This window comes from Pelosinus baikalensis, assembly GCF_020819555.1.
Classification (GTDB): domain Bacteria; phylum Bacillota; class Negativicutes; order DSM-13327; family DSM-13327; genus Pelosinus; species Pelosinus baikalensis.
Genome location: NZ_JAJHJB010000015.1, coordinates 21,638 through 48,171, shown reverse-complemented (window position 1 = coordinate 48,171; position 26,534 = coordinate 21,638). Strand labels below are relative to the sequence as shown.

The following is a 26,534-nucleotide window of genomic DNA, read 5'->3' as shown; positions in this document are numbered from 1 at the left end:
AAATGCATGAAATATGCATCCTATGCTAGATGAGCAGCGATTATCAAAAATAGGTATTTTTACTATGCTGATCTTTGCTGATAAGGGGAGATAATTATGGTTAGTGATAATAAGAGAATGACTCCATTACAGTGGGGGACTCTCTGGAAAGATTGTATTTTTATTTTTTTCATATTTTTTATTGGTTTGGTATCGGTGTTATATATATATGCTAAATCCTTATTGATACTTTTATTTGTTACTGCATTATTGTTTATCTTGCTCGATCCGATAGTGCTTCGGCTTTCTCGTTCAATTTCCCGTGGAGTGGCAGTACTCTTGGCTCTATTCGGTTTTTTTGGTGTGCTGGCAGTGCTTATGAGTGTGATTTTTCGCACCATATTACCTGATTTAGCAGGTTTTATCCGCGAGTTTCCAAGCTTTATTATTCATTTTGATTCTTCTGTTGTGGTTAATATGCTACCCGCTGAATTTGCAGAGTATGGCAATCAGGTGTTGCGTGATACGGTTGTTTTTGCCGTGAATATGGTAAAAGAATCGGTGATACCTTTAATTCGTACTTTTTCAGGAGTTGCAGAAATGATTGCAGTACCTTTCTTAACTTTTTATTTATTAAAAGATGGGCGAAAGATTGCCTCTTCTATAGCAGAATTTTTACCGCCTTTACAGGTTAAGCGCTTTGCTGCTTTCTTTGGTGATATTAATATTGTGCTGGGCGGTTATATCAGAGGACAGATGTTAATTTCTATTTTTTCAGGTTTTGTTGTGTTTCTGGGAAGTTATATTTTTGGTCTGCCTTATGCTCATGTTTTGGCATTAGTATCTGCTTTATCGGAGTTTGTACCTGTTATTGGTTCTATAATAGCCACGGTTCCAGGTACTTTGCTTGCTTTGTCCTATTCTCCCTTGTTAGCTTTTAAAGTACTGCTATTTTATATTGTTTTATTAAAGGTAAATCATAATATTATATATCCCAAAGTAGTCGGCAAAGCGATTAAGGTTCACCCTGTATTTATCATGGTTACCATTTTACTTTTTGGTCATCTTTTTGGCATCACAGGAATGTTATTTGCCGTACCGACGGTTGCAGTAGGTCGAGTATGGTTAATTCATTTGCTGGATAAATCCAATACTCTTCATGAGTGATCTCTATGCTATCTGTTCTTAAAATGAAGAATGAGACTTATAACCTAATGCTTAGGCTATAAGTCTCATTTTTCTTAGCAATAAGGAAATGAAGCTCTTCCAAAGTCCAATTAAGATCTGATCTCATTGTAAAAAACGATTATTTTAGCCACGGGCAGATTGGCTGGATATGAAGATTTTCCAATGAATAGGAAGGTTCTGGATGAAAAATGGCGAAAGTTGTATAAAGAATTGAAACGTTTGATACGCAGGAGGAAATAACTGTGAAATATGCAGTTTCTTTTACGTTGCTAACGGTGCTGATTATTACATTTTTATTAGGTGGAACTTTCATTTTGCTTATTAAGCAAGAAATAGCAGGAGAAATCATTCCTTGGTCAAGATATAAGGATGGGAGTATTGCCCTTTCAGAGGCTAATGACAATGATCGATTATACCATAAAGACAGAAAAAAGATTTTGGTACTTCATTCCTATCATTCGGAAATGCCTTGGGTAAAATTAGAAGAACAGGGCATTAAGTCGGTCTTCCAACAAGATAAGCAGGCAGTACTGTATTTTGATTATATGGATACGAAACAGAATATTACTTCTGATTATTTAGACAGTTTATATAAGCTCTATGAGCAAAAATACAAAGGAAAGAAATTTGATGCAGTCATTGTTACGGATAATGCAGCTTATGATTTTGCATTAGCACATCAGCAAACACTTTTTCCTTCTACCCCGATCATTTTTTGTGGTGTAAATTATTTTGATGAGGCTGATATACAAGATAAAGCATGGGTAACTGGTATCATTGAGGACGTTGATATAAAGAGTACGATTGAAGCGGCCTTATCGTTACAGCCACAGGTGACAAAAATTGTTGTCATCAATGATGAGACGACAGTTGGTAAAGCTAACAAGCAATTACTCGAAAAAATCATGCCTAGCTTCGATAGCAAAATACAGTTTATTTTTCTAGAGAAAATGGCGATGTCTGAAGTGTTGGAGAAGATAGCTGCTCTTTCTGATGATACAGTAGTCTTGCTGATGACTTTCAATGTGGATAAAGATGAAACTATTTTTAGCTATGAAGAAGCAGGGAAACTAATTGGAGCGAATAGTAAGGTGCCTGTATACTGCTTTTGGGATTTTTATTTAAAGTCTGGTATGTTGGGCGGTAAGGTAACCAGTGGGTTTAATCAAGGGAAAATAGCTGGTGAATTAGCTCGGAAAGTTGTCTTCGAAAGAATTCCTCCAGTTGATCTACCTGTGATAAAGGAAAGTATTCAGCAGTATATGTTTGATTATCATGCATTGCGTAAGGCTGGAATTAAAGAAGAAGCCTTGCCTGTCGGCAGTGTTGTTGTAAATAGTCCTATTACCTTCTATGAGACATATAAATATTTAGTGTGGTTCTTAACAGTGGTATTTATGATATTGCTATTGCTGGTTGCCATATTGGCGATTAATATAAACAGTCGAAAAAAAGTTGAAGAAGAAATTCGTCATTTGAATAGGGAACTAGAGAATCAAGTATCCGAGCGAACAAGGGCATTGCAGGATACGAATTCTGCAATGCGGCATACCTTAGAAGATTTGCAGCAAACTCGTAGTCATTTAGTAGAGGTTGAAAAGATGGCTTTATTAGGAGAGTTAGTAGCGGGTGTGGCACATGAAATTAATACGCCAGTGGGGAATAGCATTACGGCAATTTCCCATTTGTCAGAGAAAACAGGCGAATTGGATCGGAAATTTTCAGATGGACAGATGAAAAAAACAGATTTACAAATGTATTTAGAGTCTTCGAATCATGTAAGTAAGATTATTTTTACGAATCTGGAACGGGCTGCTGAATTAATCCGCAGTTTCAAAAAAGTGGCAGTTGATCAATTGGTGGAAGAACGACGCAGTTTTCAATTGGAAGAATACATACAAGATGTATTGGTAAGTTTGAGACCGCAATTAAAAAAGACCCATCACAAGGTAAATGTGAATTGTCCAGAGGCAATTAAAGTCTATTGGTATCCCGGGGCTTTTTGGCAAATCATTTCGAATATGTTAAATAACTCTATCATGCATGCTTACGAGCCAGATGATGCTGGCACGATTACCATTGGAATTTCTTACTCAGCTGGGATCATCACCTTAACCTATGCAGATGATGGAAAAGGGATGGCACCGGAGGTGCAGAAGAAGATATTTGATCCTTTTTTCACCACTCGTCGAGGTACTGGCGGTACTGGTCTTGGTATGCATATCGTATACAACTTGGTTGTTTTTAAAATGGAGGGTACGATTGAATGTGCCAGTCAGTTAGGGGTTGGTACTGTGTTTACAGTAAAGCTTCCTGAACGTATCCAAGGAAAAGGAGAAACGAATCATGTATGATGAATTATTATTTGCAGATGAAACCGATGTAGTAGAGCCAAAGATAGTTGATAAGATAAAGGTTTTAATTGTTGATGATGAAGAAGAAGTGCATATTGTTACGAAGCTCGTATTAAATGATTTTGTTTTTGAAGGAAAAAAGATTGAGCTGCTCAGCGTTTACTCTGCCAGTGAGGCGAAGGAAGTATTACTTAAGCATGAAGATATTGCCCTTATTTTATTAGATGTAGTTATGGAAAGGGCGGATGCTGGTTTGCAGCTGGTGAAGTATATTCGGGAAGTGATGGGCAATAACCTAGTTCGGATTGTATTACGTACAGGGCAGCCAGGGGAAGCCCCGGAGGCAAGAGTCATTGTAGAATATGATATTAATGATTATAAAGAAAAGACAGAGCTGACAGCGCAAAAGCTGCTGACAACTTTGATTTCTGCTTTGCGTTCCCATCGAGATTTGTTGACAATTGCCATGAATAAAAGAGGTTTAGAAAAGATTATTGAGTCTTCACCGGAAATTTTCCGCATGCAATCGATGCAGAATTTTGCAACTGGCGTATTAATGCAGCTGATTGCTATGTTAAGGCTAAACAAAAATAGTTTGTATTTGAAAGTATCCAGCTTTGCTGCTACCCGTAAAAAGGATGGTGAAATTAAAGTATTGGCAGCAACTGGTGATTTTCACATACAAAATTATGAGAAGCTTTCTCAAGATATACATGACAAGCTGGACTATGTCCTGGCGGCAAAACAAAGTATATTCTTAGAAGATTATTTTATCTTATATTGGCAAAGTGCTGATGAACATGTATATTTGATTTACATGGAAGGCGATCAAAGACTTAGCGATCTGGACCGACGCCTATTAGATGTTTTTTGTCTGAATGTTTCATCTGCTTTTGAAAATTTAAAACTGCATTTAGAGATGTATGATACGCAGCGGGAAGTTTTCTTTCGTTTGGCGGAGGTGGCAGAAACAAGATCCAAAGAAACGGGCAATCATGTACGGCGTGTAGCAGAATATGCTCGTCTTTTAGCAATGAAATACGGGTTGTCAGAAAAAGATGTAAATACCCTTCACTTAGCTGCTCCCATGCATGATATCGGCAAATTGGGTATACCTGATGAAATCTTAAATAAACCAGGGAAATTAACGCCGAAAGAGTTTGAAATTATTAAGCTTCATGCTAATATTGGATATGATATGTTAAAGGGGTCCCATTTGCATATGTTGCAGGCAGCGGCTATTATTGCAAAAGAACATCATGAGCGATATGATGGAACAGGATATTCTTCTGGATTACAAGGTAATGAGATTCATATTTTTGCTAGAATAACAGCCGTAGCGGATGTGTTTGATGCGCTGAGCTGTAACCGGGTATATAAGAAAGCTTGGCCATTGGAAGATGTATTATCTTATTTCCAGGAAGCTAAAGGAGGGCAGTTTGATCCTGAATTGGTAGAGTTGCTTTTTAGCAATTTAGATGAATTCTTGCAGGTGCAGGAAAAATTTGCAGATGATTTTCATCATACAAGTGTTTAAAAATAGGCAGAATAATACTTAAATAAATGGAGGTTGAAATACAACATGAGTCTACATATTAATGCAAAAAAAGGTGAAATTGCCAGTACGGTGCTAATGCCTGGTGATCCTCTAAGGGCTAAATTTATTGCTGAGAACTTTTTAGAAGATGCAGTTTGCTATAATGAGGTTCGGGGCATGTATGGATACACTGGATTTTATAATGGGAAAAAAGTTTCAGTGCAAGGTTCGGGAATGGGAATCCCTTCCATATCGATTTATGCTAGTGAACTAATGACAAGTTATGATGTGAAAAATATTATTCGTATTGGTACTTGTGGTTCGCTGCAAGAACACGTAAAGATCAAAGATGTTGTTTTGGCTATGGCAGCATCTCACGATTCCAATATTAATCTTCAACGTTTTGCAGGTATGACCTATGCACCGACTGCCAGCTTTCAGCTATTAAAAAAAGCATACGATGTTGCTGCGAGTTTAGGGATTGAAGCAAAAGTGGGGAATGTGTTAACAACCGATACGTTTTATCATGATGACCCTGAAGATTGGAAACGCTGGATGAAATTCGGTGTTTTGGCAGTAGAAATGGAGACGGCAGGGTTATATACCTTAGCTGCCAAACATGGTGTAAGTGCTTTGACCATTGTTACAGTGAGCGATAGCTTAGTAACAGGTGAGGCTACATCGGCAGCAGAACGTCAAACCACTTTTACGCAAATGATGAAAATTGCTCTTTCGATGGCAGAATAAAAACATTGCATATTAGAGGTACCTGTATTATACTTTAGTCAATCGAATAATAATGCTAGGGGAGCCGTTTGGCAGAGCGGGAAGAAATTCCTGACCCTTTGAACCTGATGTGGTTAGTACCAACGTAGGGAAGCTGCTTTATATTTATAGCAATTGATATAAGCTTATCCTTTTTGGGGATAAGCTTTTTTATTTAGAAATAAATCAGTATAATACGATTCGAAAACAATTGAATAATTGGCTGGGGGAGCCGTTTGGCAGAGCGGGAATAAAAATTCCTGACCCTTTGAACCTGATGTGGTTAGTACCAACGTAGGGAAGCTGTTTTTATATATTTTATATAAATATTGATAAAAGCTTATCCTCTTTGGATAGGCTTTTTTATTATATTGAGGAGGTGAATGGGGTGGAGGTAGTGTTAAATGGAACAGTTGCGAATGTAGATAAGGAGATGAATTTGTGGGAGTTTTTGCTTTCTAAGGAACTGGATCTTGAAACAATTATTGTAGAATATAATGAGGTAATTGTAAAAAAGCAAGAATGGAATATGATTATTCTGCAAGATAAAGATCGTTTAGAAGTATTGAAATTTGTTGGCGGAGGTTGATTAAAATAATGGATCAATTAGTAATTGGCGGTAGAAGCCTGCAGAGTCGTTTATTTATTGGTACAGGTAAGTATTCAGCAGATACGCTGATTCCTGAGATTGTTAAAAAATCTGGCTCAGAGGTTATAACAGTGGCGTTACGCAGGATTGATTTTAATTCTCCTACGGGGAATGTGATGGATCATATTCCTTCCGGCATGCAGCTATTACCTAATACTTCTGGGGCCAGAAATGCCCAAGAAGCAATACGGATCGCTCGCTTAGCAAAAGCGGCGGGGTGTGGTAATTGGATTAAAATAGAAGTCATTTCGGATAATAAATATTTGCTGCCCGATGGTTACGAAACCATTAAGGCCACAGAAGTTCTAGCAGGAGAAGGGTTCGTTGTATTACCTTATATCAGTCCGGATTTAATGGTGGCTAAGCAACTAGTTGAAGTTGGTGCAGCGGCAGTTATGCCCCTGGGTGCGCCGATTGGCAGTAATCGAGGATTAAAAACCAAGGAACTTCTGAGAATTCTGATAGAGGAAATTGCTTTGCCTGTAATTGTTGATGCAGGTATTGGTAAGCCTTCGGATGCCTGTGAGGCTATGGAAATGGGAGCAGCAGCTTGTTTGTTAAATACTGCTATTGCCAGTGCCAACCAGCCAGAATTAATGGCGGAGGCATTTGGCATGGCTGTAGCTGCTGGACGAAAAGCGTATTTGGCAGGACTGGGACGTTCTGAGAAGTATGCTAGTTCATCATCACCTCTTACAGGATTTTTACATAGTAGTATCTCGGAAAATCCTATTTAGGACGACAAAGGATAAACATAACTAACGCTTCAGCCTGCTACTTAACCTACGCTTATAGTTATGTTCGTCCTTTGCCTGTTTATGGCTATAGATAGTTCTTCTCCGAGAGAATACACATAATTAGGGGAGGGGAGAATATGAGTTTTTATGACGAGTATTTACAGTATTCAGAAGCAGATATGGAAGAAGTCTTTCAGCATACAACTTCTGCAGACATTGAAAGGATTATTGGAAAAGACAGATTGACCCCAAGGGATTTTCTAGCCTTACTGTCACCTAAAGCAGAAGATTATTTGGAATGGATGGCACAAAAAGCGAATCAATTGACGGTACAGAACTTTGGACGTGTCATTTTACTCTATACGCCAATGTATTTGTCAGATTACTGCACGAATAAATGTACGTATTGTGGCTTTAACGTAACCAATGCCTTTACTCGTAAGCAATTGACCATGGAAGAAGTGGAAAAAGAAGCGCAAACGGTTGCAGCTTCAGGGATTCAGCACATTCTAATTCTTACAGGTGATGCTCCTGCCATTGCGGGTGTTCCTTACATGAAAGAGTGTGTGGCAATCTTAAAGCGCTATTTTTCATCCATTGCGATCGAAGTCTATGCGATGGAAGAAGAAGAATACGCTCAATTAATGGAAGCAGGGGTAGAAAGCATGACGATGTACCAGGAAACATATAATCCGATTCTGTATGATCGTCTTCATGTAAAAGGTCCTAAGAAGGACTATCGTTACCGTTTAGATGCACCGGAGCGAGCTTGTAAGGCTGGTATGCGAGCGGTTAATATTGGTGCTTTATTAGGTCTTGATGATTGGCGGAGGGATGGTTTTTTTACAGGACTGCATGCTAATTATTTGCAAAATAAATATCCGGGTGTCGAAGTGAGTATTTCCTTGCCTCGCATACGTCCTACTATGGGGAACTGCGAGACGGGAAATAGTGTAAATGATAAAAGCATCGTGCAATTTATGACGGCTTTTCGCTTGTTTATGCCAAGGGCGGGTATGCCTCTTTCTACCAGAGAAAATGCAGAATTCCGCAATCACGCGATTAAATTAGGTATTACCAAAATGTCTGCCGGTGTACAGACGGCCGTAGGGGGGCATATTGATAGCCAGGAAAACTCTGGTCAGTTTGCTGTCTCTGACACTCGCAATGTAAAAGAAATGTCAGATGCGATCCTGCAATTAGGATATCAGCCTGTGTTTAAAGATTGGCAAGCTATATGACGAAGAAACAAAAGGGGGGAGTGAGTGGTATGAACCGGAAGAATCCTTTACCTACTGATTTATATTGTATTACAGCAGAAGACTATTCTTTAGGGCGCAGCAATGTTGAGATCGTAAAACAATGGATTGCTGCGGGCATCAAGGTAATTCAATATCGTGAAAAAGACAAGGATATGAAAAAAAAGTATGAAGAATGCAAGATCATACGGGAACTAACCAAAGAGGCTGGCGTTATGTTCATTGTAAATGATGATATTGATTTGGCTATGATGGTACAGGCTGATGGAGTACATATTGGCCAAGATGATTTTCCCTTAGAAGCTGTACGACAGCTGGTTGGCGATCAAATGATCATTGGTATTTCTACTCATTCGCCGGAGCAAGCACAAGGCGCAGTCAAATCCGGGGCTGATTACATAGGGGTAGGACCCATTTTTAAAACCTCCACCAAGAAAAACGTGTGCGATCCAGTTGGTTTAGAATATTTGAAATATGTAGTTGATAATATATCCATTCCTTCTGTGGCGATTGGAGGAATCAAAGAAAGTAATGTGATCGAGGTTGTTCATTGTGGTGCAAAATGTATTGCCATGGTAACAGAAATCACTCAGGCTCAAGATATTGGCAAAAAGATTAATGGGATCAGAAAAATAATAAAAGGCATGGAGGAGAAAAAATAATGGCTTATACCACACAAATGGATGCAGCGAAACAAGGCATTGTAACGAAAGAGATGACCGCGGTGGCTCTTAAGGAGAACGTAGACGTCGCTGTATTGCTGCAATTAGTGGCTCAAGGAAAGATTGCCATACCTGCGAATAAGAATCATACTTCACTTGATCCAGCAGGCGTTGGACAAGGACTAAGTACAAAAATCAATGTTAATTTAGGTGTGTCAGAAGATTGCTGCGATATTGAGCAGGAAATCTGTAAAGTAAAAAAGGCGATTGAATTAAAAGCAGACGCGATTATGGATTTAAGCTGTTTTGGCAAAACCCGGGAATTTCGCCGCAGGTTAATTGAATTTTCACCAGCGATGATTGGTACGGTTCCCATGTATGATGCCGTTGGTTTTTTGGATAAGGAACTGAAACATATTACTGCGGAAGAATTTTTATCTGTGGTTAAGAGGCATGCAGAAGATGGCGTGGACTTTATGACCATTCATGCTGGACTAAATCGTGAAACAGCAAAGAAAGTTAAGCAGGAAAAAAGGCTCACAAATATTGTATCCAGGGGTGGTTCGTTACTATTTGCCTGGATGGAATTAAACAATCAGGAAAATCCTTTTTATGAGTACTACGATAAAGTATTAGATATTTGTGCTGAACATGATGTTACGATTAGTCTGGGAGATGCCTGCAGGCCTGGATGTACTCAAGATGCAACAGATGCGTCTCAAATCCACGAATTAATTGTATTAGGGGAATTAACCAAACGAGCTTGGGCAAAAAATGTACAAGTCATTGTAGAAGGACCTGGTCATATGCCTTTGAATCAAATTACAGGTAACGTGATGCTGCAGAAAAAATTATGTCATGGTGCGCCATTTTATGTACTGGGACCTTTGGTTACGGATGTGGCACCCGGATATGATCATATTACCAGTGCCATTGGGGGAGCGATTGCTGCTGCTGCTGGTGCCGATTTCTTATGTTATGTAACCCCTGCGGAACATTTGCGACTGCCAACTATGGAGGATATGAAAGAAGGTATTATCGCCTCGCGAATTGCTGCTCACGCTGCTGATATTGCCAAGGGAGTGCCAGGAGCACAAGAGTGGGATAATCAGATGAGTCAGGCTCGGGCTGATATTGATTTTGATAAAATGGTTGAGTTGTCCATCGACCCTGAAAAGTCAGGAAGGTACCGCAAAGAATCCTTACCGGAACACGAAGACACTTGCACCATGTGCGGTAAAATGTGCGCCATGAAAACAATGAAAAAAATCCTAAATGGCGAAGAAGTAGACATTTAAACAAAGTAAGATAAAGAAGGCAGCTTGCAGAATGAATTCTGTGAGCTGTCTTCTTTTTTGTAGAAGTTATAAGCTTTTGTAAGGGAAAAAGATGTGATCTATGAACCACAAAGGCACAATGCCGCTGCGAATCCTTTGTGTCCTTTGCGCCTTTGTGGTTCATTTTATATCTTTTGACGCCCAATATTTTTCTTACCTAATCCAAAATCACTTTCAAATGTTCTTCCAGTTCTTCGCGGCTTATTGCGCCACGTACTGTTTTCTTAATGGTGCCGTCCTTGTAAAAGTGCAGTGTCGGTATGCTCATTATGTTGAACTGTTGAGTTAGGCTGCGATTTTCCGAAGTATTTATTTTGCAGAACTTCACTTTCCCTGCATAATGCGCTGCTAATTCTTCGAAGATAGGCATGAGTCTTTTACAAGGGATACACCTGGGACCCCAAAAATCAAGTAATACTGGTAATTTGCTTTTAAGGACTTCTTCTTTAAAGTTCTCTTTGGTGATTTCAATAATTTCATCCATCATTTCTTTCCTCCCTAAATTTATAATTAAAAATGTTCTTCTATATATTTTTCTCCATGATAGGCAGCAATGGCCCCATCGCTGACCGCAGTAACGACTTGGCGCAACAGCTTTTGCCTTACATCACCCACTGCGTAAATTCCTGGGATATTGGTACGCATGAATTCGTCTGTTTGGATATATCCTTCTTCCGTAAGTTCTATGAGGCTCTTAACAAAAGAGGTATTTGGTTCATTGCCGACATAAATAAAGATACCATTGACTGGCATTTCAGTAAGCTGTTCTGTTAGTAAATTTCTAAGGATGACGTTTTGGACCATCTCGTCTCCCCTAATTTCATGAATTACAGTATTCCAGATGAATTCTAATTTGGGGTTTGTCAGTGCTCTGTCTTGGATGATTTTCGTAGCTCGCAGCGCATCTCTACGATGTACTAGGCTAACTTTGTTAGCAAATCTAGCAAGATAGCAGGCTTCTTCAACGGCAGAATTTCCCCCGCCTACGACGACGATATTAGATGCTTCATAAAAAGGGCCATCACAAGTGGCACAGTAGGAGACGCCGCGAGTGCGATAGGTAAGTTCACCTGGGCAGTTTAACGGTTTTGGTGCAGCACCTGAAGCGATGATGATAATTTTGCCGATGAAATCACCTTTTGTGGTTTTAACAATACGGTATGGATCTGCAAGCTCTAAACCTAGTACTTTGGTAAGTAAAGGCTTTGCACCAAATCGCAGTGCTTGCTCTTCCATCTGCAGGGATAAATCAAAACCACTGATGCCACGAGAAAATCCTGGATAATTCTCTATTTCATCAGTGGCAGCTACTTGACCGCCTGCTCCTAGAGTTTCCAGGTATAACGTACTCAGTTTGCTCCTGGCACTATATAAGGCTGAGGTTAAACCAGCAGGTCCTGCACCAATGATGATGACGTCATAAGATTGCATGAGAAATCTCCTTTACAGTACTAAAATATATTAATTCCAATACCTTACAATGTTTCCTGCACCGCACAGTTCTAGCGTAGTGCAGAGTCTTTAAAATCTACATGGGAATAAATAATAAGGGAATACTAATAAATAACAAAAGGAATTTCTTACATTATATTCGGGGTACAAAGCAAAGAAAACTTGTCCTCCTATAAATTAAAAATTTACATAAAAAGGCGGTCGGCGGGATGGAATATGGATTGCAATTGTTTAGTATTGTACTCATTAATCTTTTGCTCAGCGGCGATAACGCCCTGGTCATTGCGCTTGCTAGCCGCAATTTACCTCTTCATCAGCAGAAAAAGGCTATGTTGTATGGTTGTATTGGCGCCATTGTTCTTAGGGTTGCCTTAACCTTCGTTGCTATTTTTTTACTAAAAATACCTTATTTGCAAATGATAGCGGGCATCTTGTTATTATGGATTGCCATTAAGCTAATGGCAGACCAAAAGGGCTGTGAGCAGCGTTTGACCGGAAAGAAAAGTGTGAGCGGAGTGATTAAGACCATTATCACTGCTGATTTTGTTATGAGCCTTGATAATGTAATAGCCATTATTGGCATAGCAAAGGACAATATAAGCCTAGTAGTCCTCGGACTGGCTATTAGCATACCCATCATTATCTGGGGAAGCAAATTCGTCTGCGCGTTAATGCAAAAATGGCCAATTATCATTAGCTTTGGTTCCTTCTTCTTAGGGTGGACAGCTGCTCAGATGATCCTATCAGATCACTATATAGTTCTCTTAATGGGTTCTTATTTTTGGGCGAATGATCTTATTTCTGGGATTAGTGGCTTATTTGTTGTCGCTATTGGTAAAATTTTAGGGAAAAAATAGAAGTGCATAGTAAGTACTATTATAAAAACCGAACAATATATAATGAAAAAATAAAAATGTTCATAGTTTATTGACAGGTGTTTTGATATGCTATAAAATAAGACAGTAAACAGAATATAACTCGTATATTTTTGAGAATAAGGCTCAAGCGTTTCTACCAGATAACCGTAAATTGTCTGACTACGAGTGAAAGTGTACCTAGGGTTCCGCATAACAAAAACAGAGAATCTCTGTTTTCTTATGGTCTGTGACCAAGTGGTACAGGCACTATGACAGTGTTACACCGATGGGATAAAAACCCGGGCGGGGAGGTTTCGCTCATGACCTGAAGCGATTCTCCCTGCCCGGGTTATTTTTTGCGTTGGAGGTGATACTAGTAATACAAAAGAAAAATAAAAAAATGATGAAAATTTTCATATAGCGTTGATTGATATAAAAAAGGGATTGAAGGAGAGTCATATATGTTAGAACGATTATTTAAGTTAAGTGAGCGAAATACCAATGTACAAACGGAGGTAATGGCTGGTATTACTACATTTATGACAATGGCATACATATTATTTGTCAATCCCAGCATTTTAGGATCTGCTGGAATGGATAAAAATGCAGTATTGCTTGCAACTGCGATTGGTTCTGCCGTCGTTACGATGATGATGGGGATATTTGTGAATTACCCTATCGCTTTAGCACCTGGTATGGGGCTCAATGCCTTTTATGCCTTTACAGTGGTTATTGGTATGGGGATTTCTTGGCAAGTGGCTTTGGGAGCTGTATTTATTTCAGGTATTATTTTCTTAATTCTAACATTAACCCAAGTCCGCCAATTGTTAATTGAAGGCATGCCTAACTCTTTAAAACATGCGATTACCGTAGGGATTGGACTTTTTATTACAATTATTGGTTTAAAGCTTTCTGGTATTATGAATATTCGTTTATCCTTAATTCCACCAACTTTAGAAAAAATTGTTGCTGCTAAGGGGAATGGATCACCCCTATCTTTTGAGACGATTATAGAACTGGGTAAATTGGCTGATCACCATGTTTTACTAGCTGTTTTTGGTCTTATTTTCATTAGTATTTTAATGGCACGTAAGGTAAAAGGGGCTATGTTATTTGGTATTCTCATTAGTACCCTTGTTGGTATTTCAATGGGAGTCGTCAATGTTCCGACAGGATTTGTTCCTGTAGCAATTCCTGACTTTAGTAACAATGCCTTTTTTGCGCTGGATATTCCTGGTGCTATTAGTATGGGGTTAACAACGATTATCTTCACATTTACCTTTGTTGAATTATTTGATACCATGGGTACCTTGGTAGGTACTACCAGTAAAGCTGGCTTAATGAAAAAAGATGGTAAGATTCCTGGCATCGGTAAAGCCATGTTGGTAGATGCTACAGGCGTAAGTCTTGGAGCTGTTTTAGGGACAAGTACCATTACTGCCTTTGTGGAAAGTGCTGCTGGTGTAGGAGCAGGTGGTCGTACTGGCTTGACCGCTGTCGTCTGTGGGGTTTTGTTTCTTTTAGCATTGTTCTTTACTCCGGTTGTTGCCTTAATTCCTGATGCTGCGACTGCTCCTGCTCTTATTATTGTAGGTTCATTAATGATGGAAAGTGTAAAACACATCGATTTCGGTGATTTTACAGAAGCTATGCCAGCTTTCATGACTATTATTATGATGCCCTTTACCTATAGCATTGCCAATGGTATTTCTTTTGGTCTAGTGTTATATCCACTGTTAAAATTAATTACTGGCCGCGGTCGGGAAGTACATTGGATTGTATATATATTAGCTGTTTTGGTTGTTGTGCGCTTATTCTTTCTTGCGTAGATAAAGTAATAAACCCAGATACTAACATAGAAAAGTATCTGGGTTTACCATTCGGTGCATGAAACGTATGTTCCATTCTCTAATCATATGAAAGTATGTAGGGATGATATAAATTCTGATAAGGATCAAAAAAAGGAGGAGCTTTTAGTGAAAGTAGCTATTATTATGGGAAGTGATTCTGATTGGTCCATTGTGCAGCCAGCAGTTGACGTATTAAAAGACTTTGGCATAGCCACAGAAGTGGTTGTAGCTTCAGCTCATCGCACACCTGACAAAGTTCATGGATTTGCAGCAGGGGCCCGAGAACGGGGCGTTGAGGTGATTATTGCCGCTGCTGGAGCAGCAGCTCATTTGCCGGGAGTGATTGCAGCATATACAACGTTGCCGGTAATTGGAGTGCCTATTAATAGTACGTGCTTAAATGGGCTTGATGCATTACTTAGCATTGTACAAATGCCTGCTGGTATTCCAGTAGCTACAATGGCAGTGAATGGAGCCAAAAATGCAGCTATATTTGCGGTACAAATTATGGCTGGAAAACATGTAAAGTTGGCTGAAAAATTAGCAGAAAATCGTAGAACGATGGCTGATGAAGTAGAAGAAAAAGCAGCCAGACTTTCTACTAAATTGTTAGGATAAAAATATTAGGAGAGTGTTAATTATGGAAAAACAACCATTATATGAAGGCAAAGCAAAGAGAATCTACAGTACAGATGTGGCTGATGAATTGTTAGTGTATTATAAAGATGATGCGACAGCTTTTAATGGATTAAAAAAAGGTACGATTGATAGCAAAGGGGTACTCAATAATAAGATTACAACATTTTTCTTTGATTTATTAGGCAAAAACGGCATTCCTCACCACTTTATCAAAAGAGTAAGCGAACGGGAGCAGCTTGTTAAGTCCTTGACAATTCTCCCTGTAGAAGTAGTAGTACGTAATATTGCAGCAGGTAGTTTGGCAAAACGTATTGGCTGGGAAGAAGGCAGAAAACTTCCTGTACCAATCGTTGAAATGTATTATAAAAATGATGAGTTGGGTGATCCTTTAATTAACCAGCATCACATTAAAATATTAGAATTGGCTACGGAAGAGCAAGTGAAAACATTAGAAGAGTATGCTTTTAAAATTAATGAAATTTTGACCAATTATTTACGGGAAAAGAAAATCGAACTGATTGATTTTAAATTGGAATTCGGTGTTCATAATGGCCAAGTATTATTAGGCGATGAGATTTCACCAGATACTTGTCGTTTTTGGGACAGTGAAACAGGTGAAAAACTTGATAAGGATCGCTTCCGCCGTGATCTTGGCAATGTGGAAGATGCTTACAAAGAAATATTGTTCCGTTTAACAGGTGAAAAAGCATGATCAACCAGTTCGTGGAAGTTGATAAAATGGAGGAAGAATGCGGAGTCTTTGGCATATATTCCCGGGAAAATAATGTCGCATTAAATACCTATTGGGGATTATATGCCTTGCAGCACCGCGGGCAAGAAAGCGCAGGTATTGCAGTAACAAATGGCTCTTGGATGGATGTATCAAGAGGAATGGGGTTGGTAAGTGAAGTGTTTCGCCACCAGCTTCCGGATTTACCGGACCAGCATATTGGCATAGGGCATGTTCGCTATTCAACCACTGGCTCTAGTTCCCTCATGAACACACAACCTTTAAAAGTCAAGTATTCAGGTGGGCACATTAGTTTAGCTCATAATGGGAATCTGACCAATGCACGAGTACTGCGTGAGGAAATGGAAGAGCAAGGCAGTATCTTTCAGACAACCATTGATAGTGAAGTCATTGTAAATTTGATAGCCAGGTCTCGTAAAGCTACATTAGAAGAGAAAATTGTAGAGAGTTTATCTCAAATTGAAGGTGCATACTGTCTAGTGATTATGACAGAGGAAAAACTAATTGGTGTGCGTGATCCTCATGGTCTTCGCCCATTATGCATTGGTAAAGTGAAGGATGGTTTTGTCCTTTCTTCCGAATCCTGTGCTTTGGATACGGTTGATGCAGAATTTGTAAGAGATGTAGAACCAGGTGAAATGGTTATTATTGATCATACAGGAATAACTGCAGAACGTTTTGGCGATAAAGCCAATCAAGCACTGTGTGTATTTGAATATATTTATTTTGCTCGTCCAGACAGCATTATTGATGGACAAAGTGTGTATCAAGCCCGATTTGAAATGGGACGAACCTTGGCGCGCCAAAGTGGTCTTAAAGCAGATCTTGTTATCTCTGTACCTGACTCTGGAACAACTGCCGCATTGGGGTTTAGTTACGAATCAGGAGTCCCATTTGCGGAAGGCTTAATCAAGAATCGTTATATTGGTCGTACTTTTATTCAGCCTGATCAAAAGGACAGAGATCGAAGCGTAAAAATTAAACTCAATGCGATTAAGTCTGTAGTAAAAGGTAAATCTGTTATTATGGTGGATGATTCCATTGTGCGCGGCACAACCAGTGGTAAGATTGTGCGGATGATTCGTGAAGCTGGAGCTACTGCCGTTCATATGTGTGTCAGTTCACCTCCAATTATCTACCCTTGTTACTATGGAATTGATACGTCAGTACGTAAAGAGCTCATTGCTGCGACAAAGAGTGTAGAAGAAATACGAGACTTTATTGGTGCTGATTCGCTGCATTATCTTACGATAGAAGGATTGGCCACGTCTCTTAAAACAGTGCAAGACAAAAAAATGTGTTATGCCTGTTTTAATTCAGAATATCCAGGCAGCACGCCTTGTGAGCAGCATTGTGGTGGTAATAAGTATGTCTTTGAACAGGAGGGCCCTTTATGAGCCAATTAACATATCGTGATGCTGGTGTTGACATTGATGCTGGTAATAAAGCTGTAGATTTAATGAAAAAACATGTTCGTTCTACCTATCGTCCGGAAGTTTTGGGGGATATTGGTGGCTTTGGCGGTCTATTTGCCCTTGATGTTGCTAAATATCGTCAGCCGGTATTGGTTTCTGGTACGGATGGTGTTGGTACGAAATTATGTATTGCCTTTATGGCTGACAAACATGACACTATTGGTCAGGATGCAGTGGCAATGTGTGTAAATGATATTTTGGTGCAAGGCGCTGAACCCTTATTTTTCTTGGATTATTTGGCAGTGGGCAAATTGTCGCCAGAACAAGTAGCGGCTATTGTCAGCGGTATCGCTGGAGCTTGCCTGGAATCGGGATGTTCTCTGATTGGCGGAGAAACGGCAGAAATGGCAAGTTTCTATAAAAATGGAGAATATGATATTGGTGGCTTTGCCGTAGGTGTTGCAGAACGCTCTAAATTAATTACAGGACAAACCATACAGCCTGGAGACGTGCTGATTGGTCTGCCTTCCAGCGGGTTGCATTCCAATGGCTATTCGTTAGTGCGAAAGATCTGTTTTGACATAAAGCAAATGGATATCAATCAAATTGTTCCTGAATTAGAAAAGACTTTAGGAGAAGAATTATTAATTCCAACTAAGCTATATCCGAAGGCTTGTTTACCTTTAATTGAAAAATTTGCAATAAAAGGCATGGTGCATATTACTGGTGGTGGTTTTTACGAAAACATTCCTCGCGTATTGCCGGAAGGCTGCGGCGCTATGGTGGATACAGAAAGCTGGCCTAAGCCACCTGTATTTGCTCTATTGCAGCAGTGGGGGAATGTAGCTTGGACGGAAATGTATCGAACCTTCAATATGGGGATTGGTATGATACTGGTTGTTTCTCCATCTGACGTCAAGCAGATTCAAGATGATCTTTCTGCAAGAGGCGAAGCATCTTTTGTCATTGGTCAAGTGACGCAAGGAGCCAAGGAGACGGTACTGAAAGGTGGCATCTTTGGTGAGTAAAACCATACTAGGTATATTGGCTTCCGGGCGGGGAAGCAATATGCAGGCCATTTGTAATAGCATTGATGCTGGACTCCTTCATGCTAAAGTTGGTCTAGTGATTAGTGATAAGGCAAATGCCAAAGTGCTGGAACATGCAACGGCTAAGGGAATTCCGGCAATATGCATTGAACGTAAAGATTTTCCGTCAAAACAAGAGTTTGAAGCAGCCATCGCCCAGCAACTTACTTTATATCATGTAGATTTAGTGGTATTAGCAGGATTCATGCGTATTTTAAGTGCATATTTCGTTAATCTTTTCTCAGGCAGTATTATGAATATTCATCCATCATTATTGCCTGCCTTTCCTGGGCTGGATGCTCACGAACAAGCGATTGCCTATGGGGCAAAAGTTTCTGGCTGCACCATACATTTTGTGGATGAAGGTATGGATACGGGACCGATTATCATGCAGCAGGCTGTATCCATACTTGCTGATGATACGGTAGAGACCTTAAGTGAACGCATTTTGGCAGTAGAGCATAAATTATACCCTCAAGCAATTCGTCTGTATTGTGAACAGCGCCTTTGTATCGAAGGTCGTAATGTAAAAATTATATAGCTATAAGTGAGGAATAAAAATGAACATCAAGCGTGCCCTTATTAGCGTTTCAGATAAAACAGGTATTGTTGAATTCGCCCAGCAATTACATCAGTATGGTGTGGAAATTATCTCTACTGGTGGTACGATGAAAACATTGCGGGAAGCAGGAATTCCTGTCAAATATGTGAGTGATATTACTGGCTTTCCGGAAATTATGGATGGTCGCGTAAAAACATTAAACCCTTATATTCATGGCGGAATCTTAGCCGTTCGTGATAATAAGGCTCATGTAGAAGCCATGGAGAAACATCACATTTCAGCTATCGATATGGTAGTTGTCAATTTATATCCCTTTCGCCAAACTATAGAGCGTCCGAATGTGTCACTGGAAGATGCTGTAGAAAATATTGATATTGGCGGACCGGCTATGATTCGTGCAGCATCTAAGAATTTCCAATATGTAACAGTGGTAGTGAATCCAGCACGTTATGGTGATATTTTAAAGCAGTTGGCCCAAGAAAATGATATTTTGCCCGCTTATCGCATGGCATTAGCAAAAGAGGCTTTTCATCATACTGCTGAATATGATGCTTGCATTGCAACTTACTTGGCAGGGCAACTGGGAGAGGGAGCTTTTCCGGATACAGTGCATGTAGTCTATGAAAAAGTGCAGCCGTTACGTTACGGAGAAAATCCTCAGCAACAGGCAGCCTTTTATCGGGAGAAACATGTTGCTGCTGTAGGGGTCGCAAATGCCCAGCAATTACATGGCAAGGAATTGTCTTTTAACAATATTGTGGATGTAGAATCTGCTTACAATATTGTCGCTGAATTTGAAAAACCGGCAGCTACGATTATAAAACACACCAATCCATGTGGTACGGGTGTGGGTATTGATTTGGCAGAAGCCTATTCAAAAGCCTATCAGGCTGACCCTGTATCTGCCTATGGTGGAATTATTGGTTTAAACCGGGATGTAGATGTGGCAACAGCTGTACAAATCAGTAAATTGTTTGCTGAAGCAGTTGTTGCTCCAGGCTATACAAAAGATGCATTAGATTTGTTAACAAAAAAACAGAATCTTCGTCTTCTCGTGGCTGAAAAGCTGCAAACGGGCTGTAAACAGGTGGATATAAAAACAGTTTCAGGTGGCATGTTAGTGCAAGATAAAGACACTGTGGTTGAAAGTTGCCATGATATGAAAGTTGTCACGAAAACTCAGCCAACCACAAAAGAGTGGGAAGAGCTGCTCCTTGCTTGGAAAGTGGTTAAACATGTGAAATCCAATGCCATTGTGATTGCTAATGATAATCAGACCTTAGGTGTTGGCGCAGGACAAATGAATCGTGTAGGAGCTGCTGCTATTGCCTTAGAACAAGCTGGTGCTAAAGCTTTCGGTGCAGTAATGGCTTCCGATGCGTTTTTACCTTTCCGTGATACAGTGGATACTGCAGCAAAAGCAGGAATCAAAGTCATTATTCAGCCTGGTGGTTCTGTGCGTGATCAAGAATCTATTGAAGCTGCTGATGAACATGGGATTGCTATGGTATTTACAGGAACAAGACATTTTAAACATTAAGTATATAAATTTGTGGGGCAGTTGCCGAACAGCCCATTGGAAGGGAGATAGCCATGAATCTATTGGTCATTGGTGGCGGCGGACGTGAGCATGCATTAGTGTCTAAATTAAAAGAAAATAGAGATGTAGAAAAGATATTCTGTATCCCTGGCAATCCAGGTATTGCAAAAATCGCCGAGTGTGTAGAACTTGATATCATGGATAATGCTGCTCTTGTGGTATTTGCTAAAGAGCAGAAGGTTACGCTCACCGTAGTAGGTCCTGAAATTCCTTTATCAAATGGTATCGTAGATGTTTTTCAGGCAAATGGTCTTGCCTGTTTTGGACCTACCCAGGCTGCCGCCCAGATTGAAAGCTCAAAAACTTTTGCTAAAAATTTAATGGAAAAGTATAATATCCCTACTGCTAAATATGCTGTATTTACTCAGGCTGATATGGCAAAGGCATACATAAACTCCCAGGGAGCGCCTGTAGTCGTAAAGGCTGATGGATTGGCAGCTGGTAAAGGCGTTGTGGTTGCAATGACCATTGATGAAGCTCTAGCAGCGGTTGATATGATGATGTGTGACGGAGCTTTTGGTCAAGCAGGCAGTCAGGTCGTCATAGAGGAATTCTTAGTGGGTGAGGAAGCTTCTATATTAGCTTTTACTGATGGGAAGACGATCATCCCTATGGTAGCAGCTCAAGATCATAAGCGAGTCTTTGATCATGATCAGGGACCTAATACAGGAGGGATGGGAGCCTATGCACCTGCTCCGATTATTACCCCAGCGATCAGTGCCCAGGTCCTGAAAGAGATTTTTCAGCCTACAATTGCTGCCATGGAAAGTGAAGGATGTTCCTATTGTGGATGCTTGTATTTAGGGTTGATTATGACTGCAGATGGTCCTAAGGTCATTGAATTTAATGCTCGTTTTGGTGATCCTGAAACTCAAGTCGTACTACCTTTGCTAGATAGCGATTTAGTGACGATTATGAAAGCTTGCATAGAGGGTACATTGGCAGGTACTTCTGTTAATTGGAAGGATGAGGCTGCTGTATGTGTAGTGTTAGCGGCGGGAGGATATCCTGAAGAATATGCTAAGGGCGATATCATTAGTGGTATCGACAAAGCGGAAGAACAAGGTGCCTATGTATTTCATGCTGGCACTGCTGGCTGCGAAGGACAGGTGTTAACGAATGGTGGACGTGTACTTGGTGTAACAGCTACAGACTCTGCCATTAAGCAAGCAGTGGACAAGGCATATCAGGCAATTGGATCTATAAAATTTAAAGGAATGCATTATCGAAAAGATATTGCATTCCGGGCGATAAAGAAAAACGCTGACGCGTCTTTTAAAAACATATAAAATAGAAAAAGGGACCACAGAGAAAAGAGAGATAGGATAAAAATAAAGCATTTTGAACCACGAAGATGCGAAGACTATGAAGAATATATACAGTAAAAAAGTAGGCAGGGATTTCCTTGTCTACTTTTTTACTATATCATCATTTGCAAATCACTACCGTATAATCCTGCTATCGGTAAAGATATCGGTTTCCGTCTGTAGAACGAGTGGAAAATTCTGAAATGACAGCACCTAACCTGCCGGATTGGAACCAATGCAGGGTATCAGGGTAGATTGTATATTGTTCTCCAGGAGTCAGAATAATCTCTTTCCAAACGGTATAGTATTGCTCTGAGCCGCAAGGTGGATTACAGTGAGGACGTTCTATTTTTTCTCCTTCCACATATAGATATACTGTGCCATATCTGCATCTAAAAGTTTCTTCTTTTCCCGCTAGTTCCTTTCTTGTAGGATGCTTATGTTCAGGACAAGTCTGATAAGGCATAAGTACCATTTCTTTAGCGCAAACGCTGTCAGTATTTACATAGGTTATTAATTGTAATCCCGTATTATAAATATCATTCAGACCAAAGTCAGCGATCTCAATACGAATTTTTTCTTCATTGGTTATGGCAATACCGACCCTTTCATAGTACATAAGGATTTTTTGAGCTATAGACTCATACTCTGATTTATTTATCATGATAATTACTCCTATTTTCCATAAATATGATGATTTCTTCTTTGCTTTTAATGCCGCTAGATGCTCCCAGTGCTGTTACGCAATGGGCACCGACTGCATTGGCAAATTCAGCACAGCGTTTCAAATCCCACTTATTGGCGAGCCCTGCTATAAAGCCTGCGACAAATGAATCCCCAGCACCATTGGTATCAATCGCATTGACTCCAAATGCTGGCAAGTAATGCTTTTCCGTGCTGTTTTCCATGTAGCATCCTTTGGCGCCACACTTAATAACGACATTTTGAGTGCCAGCCGTTAAAAAGACTTTAGCCATATCTTCTACGTTGTCCTTGCCACTCAGCATTTGCGCTTCTTCGATACTTGGTATGAATAAGTCGAGGTATGGAAGACAAGGACCGATAGCTGACATCCATTTTTCTGATGCATCCCATGCCGTATCTAGTATTGTATATTTGCCAAATTCCTGAGCTCTTTTTAATAATTTGGCAGTTGGCTCGCCGTCTAAGGTCGGCATTAATAAAGAGCCCGCAATAAATAAAATTTCACACCTTTCAATTACCGAGAAATCAATATCCGCTTCTGCGAGGATACCATTCGCCCCGGGATAATAAAGGAAGCTTCTTTCGCCATCTGGATCTGAAAATACCATTGAGGTAGAGGTACTGATCTGTTCTGTATGTTTTACACCCGTAATATCCACATTTTCTGCTTTTAGTCGATTGAGGATAAAGGAGCCAAGGGCATCACTGCCGATAAGACCGATAACACCTACATCTTCACCAAGTCTCGCTAAATCAATTGCCGTATTCGTTGCGCATCCCCCAGTGTGAAGCTCCATTGTATCCACATTCGTGAGCTTACCCTTTGATGGAAATTGGGCTACAGGCTTTGCAATGAGATCGGCAACCAGTATTCCCAAACAGACAACCTTACTCATGATTCACCTCCACGATTAAAATGTAGTTAGTAGTTATGCTTTATCATTGCTCATAAAGATTTGCAGATGTTTTGTTACAGCTTCATATGTACCTTCTATTGCCAAATCCATGATTGAAAAATAAGGGGGGGATTGATGAGTAGCGCAAAAAGTTTTAATTTTTTTGCTAGACGATAGTAAAAGAGCAGTTCCTATGTTTATTTTATGTATACCTGATTGTATGCATGTTTTAAAATCCATAGGACTAATTCCAGAGCCTCCGTGGAGTACAAGGGGGGTATCTATACATTCTCTTAATTTCGTAAGAGTGTCAAATCTTAACCGAGGCTCTTCTACATATTGTCCGTGAAGATTGCCAATGGATACCGCCAAAGCGTCAACTAAGGTTCTAATGGTAAAGATTCTCGCTTCTTCTACGTCGGTGAGGTGGGCATCAATGTTTTTATTGCCACTCTCGGCTCCGCCTACCTGCCCTAATTCAGCTTCAACTGTCACGCCGAAGGATTTTCCTAATGTAACTACTTCTTTCGTCAATTTTATATTATCTTCCAGTGTATAATTTGCCCCATCAAACATGACGGAGGTGAAGCCATTTTTGATTGCCAGTGCTATGCTTTCAAAGCTTGTGCCATGATCGAAATGTACGCAGACGGGTACTTTTGCTCTATGGGCGGCCTGAATCATTATAGGAGCCATATATTCAATCGGAGCGAAAGGAATATGTACCTCTGCCAATTGTAATATGACAGGAGAGTTTAAGGATTCGGCTGCTCGAATTACACCTCTTATGGTTTCGAGATTTACTACATTAAACGCACCAACGGCATAACTTCTTGCTTTAGCATCTTCCAGAAGTGGCTCTAAAGTTGTTAATGACATGTTTTTATCCCCCTCATTTTAATCGGTCATCAATTACAGAAAATATGCATGTAAGACTTTTGGAGAATATTACAATATGTATTATAGAATTTGGTTAAATAGAAAACATCTGTATTCTGTCATAAGTAGCCAGTTACATTTGTCATTTTATTATTATCAGAAAATTTAGATTAAAGGTAGTGCTATTGACAAACGTCTGCTGCATCTTTCCTCAATCACGTTCTACAAAGGTTGGATAGGGGATAGAAATATGAATCATAAAAATGTATATGTAATCAGAATGATGATGTTTTTTGTAAATTTTATCGTGATATTATTTATGTCAATTATTATTTATGAGACTACGGAACTTATTTGTGATCATTCTATGGCAAGAGATTTTTTGGAAAATATAAAATTTATTCCGACGACTCCCTGGAAGGTCCCTGTGTTTTCTCTTGTTCTTCTTGCCGCGCTGATTCTAGGTGTTGGTATACGAGAAAAATTTGGGGAATATTTAAGACCGGTACTCTATTTATTTTCCATTATAGACATCATGCTTTGTATTGCTATCATGTATTATTTGAATATGAGCTATAAGGGAGTAATGCTGCTACCCATTGCTAATATTGTAGTTTATATAGAAGGAAATAAGAAAAAATACATGTTTTTAGTTGTATCGATACTGGTTTATATACTGTTTGATTACGATATCTTTTCTATAAAATTCAATCTGTTTTCGATCAATGACTATATACAGCACTATACTTTTACACAGCGCCTTTATATTTTTGGTATTCGCAATGTTTTGTTCTCTTTAAATGATGTTCTTTTCATTTTTTTTATGATGATTGTGATTCAAAATCAGGTAGATGAGAGGGTAAGATTGAAAGATTTATACGATACTCTCTATCAAGCAGCCGAAGAGTCGAAAATTTCTACGATACAGTTGCAGGAATATAGCAGAAAATCGGAGGATAATTCTTAATATATTAAGGCAAGTATCTACCAATGCGAACCTTGCTTTAGGCATGACACTTGTCATTATCATTTGCGGTATTGATCTTTCGGTAGGTTCGATCGTAGCACTATCGGGAACTGTTACAGGCGGACTCATCGCATTTAGCAATGTTCCTATACCTGCAGCTGTATTTGCCGGGATTTTAGTAGGAACTCTTGCAGGAGTATTTAATGGTGTGATGGTGGCATACACAGGTATACCATCTTTTATCGTGACCCTTGCCATGTTAAATATAGCCCGTGGTGCCGCCTACGTATATACAGGTGGTCAGCCAATACGTGTCATGAATGAGATTTCAATGTAATTGGTGCTGGCTATTTAGGGGCGATCCCTCTGCCCGTCATTTATTCTTTTATCTTTTTGCTGCTTACAGCGATTATTTTAAATAAGACAAAACTTGGTCGACATATTTATGCAGTAGGCGGAAACAAAGAGGCTGCCAGATTTACAGGTATTAAGATTAAGAGGATTGAAATATTTGTATACACTTTCTCGGGTTTCTTAGCAGCTTTTTCTGGCGTTGTGCTAGCGGCTCGTATGTTTTCCGGACAGCCTACAGTAGGAAATGGCTTTGAACTGGATGCCATTGCGGCAGTTGTACTTGGCGGTACGAGCATGACAGGGGGAATCGGGAAAATCGGCGGTACCTTAATTGGGGTGCTTGTTATTGGTGTTCTTAACAACGGACTGAATCTGCTGAATATTAATTCCTTCTGGCAGTTGATTATTAAAGGTATCGTGATTTTGGCAGCTGTCTACGTTGATATGATGAAAAAGAGAAAAGAAGCACAGGTATAAATATATTGACGCCAGAGAAGTTAAAAAATATATTGCTAACTGTACTATTTCGTGATATATTTATAAATAATTTAATACGATAAACTCTTATCAAGAGTGGTCGAGGGACTGGCCCGATGACACCCGGCAACCGGCAGCAATGCAGAGGTGCTAATTCCAGCAGGATTTATCCTGACAGATGAGAGAGGACTAAAATGTTATTTAAGTCCCCTTTCAGATGAAATGGGAGATTTAAATAACATTTTTTGCATATTAAGGGAGGAAATCA

At 39.7% G+C, this 26,534-nt stretch carries 26 protein-coding genes and 4 riboswitches; of the genes, 21 read left to right on the top strand and 5 right to left on the bottom strand.

All coding sequences use genetic code 11. The features are described from left to right. Nucleotides 1–96 precede the first annotated feature (96 nt). The 9 genes from LMF89_RS12070 to thiC all read left to right on the top strand — a co-directional run bounded on the left by LMF89_RS12070 (nt 97) and on the right by thiC (nt 10,428). Entirely contained in the window at nt 97–1,146 is a 1,050-nt protein-coding gene (locus tag LMF89_RS12070; protein WP_229535297.1) for an AI-2E family transporter, read from the top strand. Between the two features lie 263 nt (nt 1,147–1,409). Beyond that, complete coding sequence (locus LMF89_RS12065; protein ID WP_229535296.1) at nt 1,410–3,521, top strand: sensor histidine kinase; 2,112 nt, start codon at nt 1,410–1,412, stop codon at nt 3,519–3,521. Continuing rightward, nucleotides 3,514–5,058 (top strand): DUF3369 domain-containing protein, encoded by a 1,545-nt coding sequence (locus tag LMF89_RS12060; RefSeq protein WP_229535295.1) that lies wholly within the window; start codon nt 3,514–3,516, stop codon nt 5,056–5,058. Before LMF89_RS12065 ends, LMF89_RS12060 begins: the two co-directional genes overlap by 8 nt. Nucleotides 5,059–5,103: 45 nt before the next feature. Continuing rightward, nucleotides 5,104–5,805, top strand: coding sequence for a purine-nucleoside phosphorylase (deoD, locus tag LMF89_RS12055; protein WP_229535294.1), 702 nt, complete (start codon nt 5,104–5,106; stop codon nt 5,803–5,805). A gap of 47 nt (nt 5,806–5,852) precedes the next feature. Further along, nucleotides 5,853–5,953: riboswitch (TPP riboswitch) on the top strand. Nucleotides 5,954–6,038: 85 nt separating this feature from the next. Continuing rightward, a riboswitch (TPP riboswitch) is annotated at nt 6,039–6,141 on the top strand. 70 nt (nt 6,142–6,211) lie between these two features. Beyond that, nucleotides 6,212–6,412 carry a sulfur carrier protein ThiS gene (gene thiS, locus LMF89_RS12050; protein ID WP_007957792.1) on the top strand — a complete coding sequence of 67 codons (201 nt, stop codon included), beginning with the start codon at nt 6,212–6,214 and terminating at the stop codon, nt 6,410–6,412. 5 nt (nt 6,413–6,417) lie between these two features. Then, entirely contained in the window at nt 6,418–7,209 is a 792-nt protein-coding gene (locus LMF89_RS12045; RefSeq protein ID WP_369412591.1) for a thiazole synthase, read from the top strand. Between the two features lie 137 nt (nt 7,210–7,346). Beyond that, complete coding sequence (gene thiH, locus LMF89_RS12040) at nt 7,347–8,450, top strand: 2-iminoacetate synthase ThiH (RefSeq protein WP_229535292.1); 1,104 nt, start codon at nt 7,347–7,349, stop codon at nt 8,448–8,450. Between the two features lie 29 nt (nt 8,451–8,479). Further along, nucleotides 8,480–9,130: a thiamine phosphate synthase gene (thiE, locus tag LMF89_RS12035; protein WP_229535291.1), complete on the top strand. Its 651-nt coding sequence runs from the start codon at nt 8,480–8,482 to the stop codon at nt 9,128–9,130. Beyond that, entirely contained in the window at nt 9,130–10,428 is a 1,299-nt protein-coding gene (gene thiC, locus LMF89_RS12030; RefSeq protein WP_007957785.1) for a phosphomethylpyrimidine synthase ThiC, read from the top strand. Before thiE ends, thiC begins: the two co-directional genes overlap by 1 nt. Nucleotides 10,429–10,624: 196 nt before the next feature. On the opposite strand, the gene trxA is transcribed toward thiC, so the two are convergent. Both trxA and trxB read right to left on the bottom strand, forming a co-directional pair. Then, a complete protein-coding gene (gene trxA / locus LMF89_RS12025; protein ID WP_229535290.1) occupies nt 10,625–10,954 on the bottom strand; it encodes a thioredoxin in 330 nt (109 codons plus the stop codon). A 23-nt stretch (nt 10,955–10,977) separates the two neighbouring features. Next, a complete protein-coding gene (gene trxB / locus LMF89_RS12020) occupies nt 10,978–11,898 on the bottom strand; it encodes a thioredoxin-disulfide reductase (protein WP_229535289.1) in 921 nt (306 codons plus the stop codon). A gap of 230 nt (nt 11,899–12,128) precedes the next feature. On the opposite strand from trxB, the gene LMF89_RS12015 reads away from it, so the two are divergent. The 9 genes from LMF89_RS12015 to purD all read left to right on the top strand — a co-directional run bounded on the left by LMF89_RS12015 (nt 12,129) and on the right by purD (nt 21,970). Further along, nucleotides 12,129–12,776, top strand: coding sequence for a TerC family protein (locus LMF89_RS12015; RefSeq protein WP_229535288.1), 648 nt, complete (start codon nt 12,129–12,131; stop codon nt 12,774–12,776). A gap of 101 nt (nt 12,777–12,877) precedes the next feature. Next, nucleotides 12,878–12,979, top strand: a riboswitch (purine riboswitch). Nucleotides 12,980–13,237: 258 nt separating this feature from the next. Beyond that, nucleotides 13,238–14,605 (top strand): NCS2 family permease, encoded by a 1,368-nt coding sequence (locus tag LMF89_RS12010; protein WP_007957778.1) that lies wholly within the window; start codon nt 13,238–13,240, stop codon nt 14,603–14,605. Nucleotides 14,606–14,752: 147 nt separating this feature from the next. Then, on the top strand, nt 14,753–15,244 hold the full coding sequence (gene purE, locus LMF89_RS12005) for a 5-(carboxyamino)imidazole ribonucleotide mutase (protein WP_229535287.1): 492 nt from the start codon (nt 14,753–14,755) through the stop codon (nt 15,242–15,244). Between the two features lie 22 nt (nt 15,245–15,266). Further along, nucleotides 15,267–15,977 carry a phosphoribosylaminoimidazolesuccinocarboxamide synthase gene (gene purC, locus LMF89_RS12000; protein ID WP_229535286.1) on the top strand — a complete coding sequence of 237 codons (711 nt, stop codon included), beginning with the start codon at nt 15,267–15,269 and terminating at the stop codon, nt 15,975–15,977. Further along, nucleotides 15,974–17,413, top strand: coding sequence for an amidophosphoribosyltransferase (gene purF / locus LMF89_RS11995; RefSeq protein WP_229535285.1), 1,440 nt, complete (start codon nt 15,974–15,976; stop codon nt 17,411–17,413). The genes purC and purF overlap by 4 nt, the downstream gene beginning before the upstream one ends. Continuing rightward, the gene (purM, locus tag LMF89_RS11990; RefSeq protein WP_007957773.1) at nt 17,410–18,459 is read left to right on the top strand and encodes a phosphoribosylformylglycinamidine cyclo-ligase; all 1,050 of its coding nucleotides are present in this window, start codon (nt 17,410–17,412) and stop codon (nt 18,457–18,459) included. Before purF ends, purM begins: the two co-directional genes overlap by 4 nt. Continuing rightward, entirely contained in the window at nt 18,452–19,060 is a 609-nt protein-coding gene (gene purN / locus LMF89_RS11985; RefSeq protein WP_229535284.1) for a phosphoribosylglycinamide formyltransferase, read from the top strand. Before purM ends, purN begins: the two co-directional genes overlap by 8 nt. 19 nt (nt 19,061–19,079) lie before the next feature. Further along, nucleotides 19,080–20,621 (top strand): bifunctional phosphoribosylaminoimidazolecarboxamide formyltransferase/IMP cyclohydrolase, encoded by a 1,542-nt coding sequence (gene purH, locus LMF89_RS11980; RefSeq protein WP_229535283.1) that lies wholly within the window; start codon nt 19,080–19,082, stop codon nt 20,619–20,621. Nucleotides 20,622–20,674: 53 nt separating this feature from the next. Continuing rightward, nucleotides 20,675–21,970, top strand: coding sequence for a phosphoribosylamine--glycine ligase (gene purD / locus LMF89_RS11975; protein ID WP_229535282.1), 1,296 nt, complete (start codon nt 20,675–20,677; stop codon nt 21,968–21,970). A 169-nt stretch (nt 21,971–22,139) separates the two neighbouring features. On the opposite strand, the gene LMF89_RS11970 is transcribed toward purD, so the two are convergent. The 3 genes from LMF89_RS11970 to LMF89_RS11960 are packed head-to-tail and all read right to left on the bottom strand — an operon-like array spanning nt 22,140 to nt 24,468. Further along, nucleotides 22,140–22,652 carry a D-lyxose/D-mannose family sugar isomerase gene (locus LMF89_RS11970; RefSeq protein ID WP_304622603.1) on the bottom strand — a complete coding sequence of 171 codons (513 nt, stop codon included), beginning with the start codon at nt 22,650–22,652 and terminating at the stop codon, nt 22,140–22,142. Continuing rightward, nucleotides 22,642–23,589: a carbohydrate kinase family protein gene (locus LMF89_RS11965; RefSeq protein ID WP_229535281.1), complete on the bottom strand. Its 948-nt coding sequence runs from the start codon at nt 23,587–23,589 to the stop codon at nt 22,642–22,644. Before LMF89_RS11965 ends, LMF89_RS11970 begins: the two co-directional genes overlap by 11 nt. A gap of 33 nt (nt 23,590–23,622) precedes the next feature. After that, entirely contained in the window at nt 23,623–24,468 is an 846-nt protein-coding gene (locus LMF89_RS11960) for a ketose-bisphosphate aldolase (RefSeq protein WP_229535280.1), read from the bottom strand. A gap of 250 nt (nt 24,469–24,718) precedes the next feature. Between LMF89_RS11960 and LMF89_RS11955 the strand changes: the two genes are divergently transcribed. The 3 genes from LMF89_RS11955 to LMF89_RS25780 are packed head-to-tail and all read left to right on the top strand — an operon-like array spanning nt 24,719 to nt 26,266. After that, nucleotides 24,719–25,435 (top strand): hypothetical protein, encoded by a 717-nt coding sequence (locus LMF89_RS11955; protein ID WP_229535279.1) that lies wholly within the window; start codon nt 24,719–24,721, stop codon nt 25,433–25,435. Nucleotides 25,436–25,478: 43 nt separating this feature from the next. After that, the gene (locus LMF89_RS25785; RefSeq protein WP_255711262.1) at nt 25,479–25,772 is read left to right on the top strand and encodes an ABC transporter permease; all 294 of its coding nucleotides are present in this window, start codon (nt 25,479–25,481) and stop codon (nt 25,770–25,772) included. Nucleotides 25,773–25,828: 56 nt separating this feature from the next. Continuing rightward, on the top strand, nt 25,829–26,266 hold the full coding sequence (locus LMF89_RS25780; protein WP_255711261.1) for an ABC transporter permease: 438 nt from the start codon (nt 25,829–25,831) through the stop codon (nt 26,264–26,266). Between the two features lie 84 nt (nt 26,267–26,350). Continuing rightward, nucleotides 26,351–26,451: riboswitch (SAM riboswitch) on the top strand. Nucleotides 26,452–26,534: the final 83 nt, after the last annotated feature.

Bases quoted from the DNA above. Each gene is read 5' to 3' on its own strand.
- LMF89_RS12070 (WP_229535297.1), top strand. From the start codon at position 97: ATGGTTAGTGATAATAAGAGAATGACTCCATTACAGTGGGGGACTCTC.
- deoD (WP_229535294.1), top strand. From the start codon at position 5,104: ATGAGTCTACATATTAATGCAAAAAAAGGTGAAATTGCCAGTACGGTG.
- LMF89_RS11955 (WP_229535279.1), top strand. From the start codon at position 24,719: ATGAATCATAAAAATGTATATGTAATCAGAATGATGATGTTTTTTGTA.
- purF (WP_229535285.1), top strand. From the start codon at position 15,974: ATGATCAACCAGTTCGTGGAAGTTGATAAAATGGAGGAAGAATGCGGA.
- trxB (WP_229535289.1), bottom strand. From the start codon at position 11,898: ATGCAATCTTATGACGTCATCATCATTGGTGCAGGACCTGCTGGTTTA.
- LMF89_RS12015 (WP_229535288.1), top strand. From the start codon at position 12,129: ATGGAATATGGATTGCAATTGTTTAGTATTGTACTCATTAATCTTTTG.
- purD (WP_229535282.1), top strand. From the start codon at position 20,675: ATGAATCTATTGGTCATTGGTGGCGGCGGACGTGAGCATGCATTAGTG.
- LMF89_RS11965 (WP_229535281.1), bottom strand. From the start codon at position 23,589: ATGAGTAAGGTTGTCTGTTTGGGAATACTGGTTGCCGATCTCATTGCA.
- thiC (WP_007957785.1), top strand. From the start codon at position 9,130: ATGGCTTATACCACACAAATGGATGCAGCGAAACAAGGCATTGTAACG.
- LMF89_RS11960 (WP_229535280.1), bottom strand. From the start codon at position 24,468: ATGTCATTAACAACTTTAGAGCCACTTCTGGAAGATGCTAAAGCAAGA.
- thiE (WP_229535291.1), top strand. From the start codon at position 8,480: ATGAACCGGAAGAATCCTTTACCTACTGATTTATATTGTATTACAGCA.
- LMF89_RS11970 (WP_304622603.1), bottom strand. From the start codon at position 22,652: ATGATAAATAAATCAGAGTATGAGTCTATAGCTCAAAAAATCCTTATG.
- LMF89_RS25785 (WP_255711262.1), top strand. From the start codon at position 25,479: ATGACACTTGTCATTATCATTTGCGGTATTGATCTTTCGGTAGGTTCG.
- purC (WP_229535286.1), top strand. From the start codon at position 15,267: ATGGAAAAACAACCATTATATGAAGGCAAAGCAAAGAGAATCTACAGT.
- thiH (WP_229535292.1), top strand. From the start codon at position 7,347: ATGAGTTTTTATGACGAGTATTTACAGTATTCAGAAGCAGATATGGAA.
- purM (WP_007957773.1), top strand. From the start codon at position 17,410: ATGAGCCAATTAACATATCGTGATGCTGGTGTTGACATTGATGCTGGT.
- purH (WP_229535283.1), top strand. From the start codon at position 19,080: ATGAACATCAAGCGTGCCCTTATTAGCGTTTCAGATAAAACAGGTATT.
- LMF89_RS12060 (WP_229535295.1), top strand. From the start codon at position 3,514: ATGTATGATGAATTATTATTTGCAGATGAAACCGATGTAGTAGAGCCA.
- LMF89_RS12010 (WP_007957778.1), top strand. From the start codon at position 13,238: ATGTTAGAACGATTATTTAAGTTAAGTGAGCGAAATACCAATGTACAA.
- trxA (WP_229535290.1), bottom strand. From the start codon at position 10,954: ATGATGGATGAAATTATTGAAATCACCAAAGAGAACTTTAAAGAAGAA.